This window comes from Candidatus Phytoplasma citri, assembly GCF_002009625.1.
Taxonomy (GTDB): domain Bacteria; phylum Bacillota_I; class Bacilli_A; order Acholeplasmatales; family Acholeplasmataceae; genus Phytoplasma; species Phytoplasma citri.
This window is the reverse complement of sequence record NZ_MWKN01000007.1, coordinates 1-1430: the sequence shown is the minus strand read 5'-3', so window position 1 is coordinate 1430 and position 1430 is coordinate 1. Positions and strand designations below refer to the sequence as shown.

The following is a 1430-nucleotide window of genomic DNA, read 5'->3' as shown; positions in this document are numbered from 1 at the left end:
AATCCAGTTATGGCAATGGATCCAAACCTTCCAGGAACTAGTGAAAATCAACCTCCTCAACAGAATCTCACTATTGAAGAAAACATCATTAATTTAAAACAAAAAATTTATGATAATGCAAAAAAAATAACAAAAATAAATAAAATATTACGAGGATCATTTAATATCACTGATGATCAAAAAGAAATTCTCTTAAAATTACAAGAAAATAGCAAACAATTAGTTAATAATCAAAAAGAACAAATAAAAGCTTATCAAATTCTTTTAAAGAATTTAAATGATGACAATAACTAAAATATTATCAATATAAAAATAAGTCTTCTTGAATATAAAAGACCCTTTCAATGGAGGGGGTCTTTTTTTATTTAAATAAATTTTGCTTTACGATGAAAAAAATAATGAGCGGAGATAGTAACAGAGAAATGCAAAAGAATGATGCAGAAAAGAATAATGAAATATTTAAATAAAGCGAATTTTTGGTAAATTTTGACATTGTGAGTAACTTCTTTTTTTGGTTATGACCTTGCCAATGAGTGTTTTTTGTTTGTTTTTTTAATATTGATTGATGATTAATGGTAATAAAAAAAACTCTTGCTCAAAGAGTTTGGTTATTTAATAATTATGATCAAATAAAAAGACCCATAGGAAGGGTCTTTACTTAACTAAAAATTAATTTTTTGGATGTTGGTTTAAATCAAAATCAATTGTTTTTAATCTTTTATTTTTTGTTTGTTGTGTATCTGAAGAACATGCCCATTGTTCGATTTCTTTTATAGAAGCATTTTTTAAATGAGGTATTTTTTCTCTTATTTCCGAAATATTTTTTTTTGATCTATTTAATAATTGAAAAAAATTATTTAATTCTGTTTCGCTAACTTCTGTATAGTTTTTAATTTGTTTATCTTTATTGTTATGATCCATTGCCATAACTGGATTAATATTAATTAAGAAGAATAATCCTAAATAACCAATTAAAAAAAATGGTAAAAGATGTAATTTATTTTTTATTTTCATCATTTTAACCTATAACTCCTTTTATTTATCCCTCAGCTGAGGCGATTTCATAAAGAGAATTTAGTTCCGAAAGAATTGAATTTTGATATTCTTTTTTATCTTTTTCACATCTTTCTTCTAAAATGCTTTTGTAATTTTCAGAATCATTTAATATCTCTTGGTAATATTTTTGGTATGCTTCTAATTTGCAAATTTGAGAGTTTATATCAGATATTTGCTCAACTATTTCTTCTAATTCATCCTGTAATTGTTTAATTTTATCTTTATTATCTCTTTTATCTACTTGTTTTAAGTTATTAATTTCTTGATCTTTTGTTTCTTTATCTTTGTCTAATAAACTTTTGGGTGGTTTTAAAGCTGTTATTTTAAGTAAAAGAAAAATTAATTGAGATTGATAGGGCGTCAAAGAGGCCTAA

General features: G+C 24.0%; 3 protein-coding genes. 1 reads left to right on the top strand and 2 read right to left on the bottom strand.

Going from position 1 to position 1430, the window contains the following annotated elements:
• Positions 1-294 (top strand): effector protein (locus B2G44_RS00355; RefSeq protein ID WP_078122883.1); only part of this gene is annotated, 294 nt, incomplete at its 5' end.
• Between the two features lie 375 nt (positions 295-669).
• On the opposite strand, the gene B2G44_RS00350 is transcribed toward B2G44_RS00355, so the two are convergent.
• Both B2G44_RS00350 and B2G44_RS00345 read right to left on the bottom strand, forming a co-directional pair.
• On the bottom strand, positions 670-1017 hold the full coding sequence (locus B2G44_RS00350; RefSeq protein ID WP_257616344.1) for an SVM family protein: 348 nt from the start codon (positions 1015-1017) through the stop codon (positions 670-672).
• Between the two features lie 22 nt (positions 1018-1039).
• The gene (locus tag B2G44_RS00345; RefSeq protein ID WP_078122881.1) at positions 1040-1420 is read right to left on the bottom strand and encodes a hypothetical protein; all 381 of its coding nucleotides are present in this window, start codon (positions 1418-1420) and stop codon (positions 1040-1042) included.
• Positions 1421-1430: the final 10 nt, after the last annotated feature.

Bases quoted from the DNA above. Each gene is read 5' to 3' on its own strand.
- B2G44_RS00350 (WP_257616344.1), bottom strand. From the start codon at position 1,017: ATGATGAAAATAAAAAATAAATTACATCTTTTACCATTTTTTTTAATT.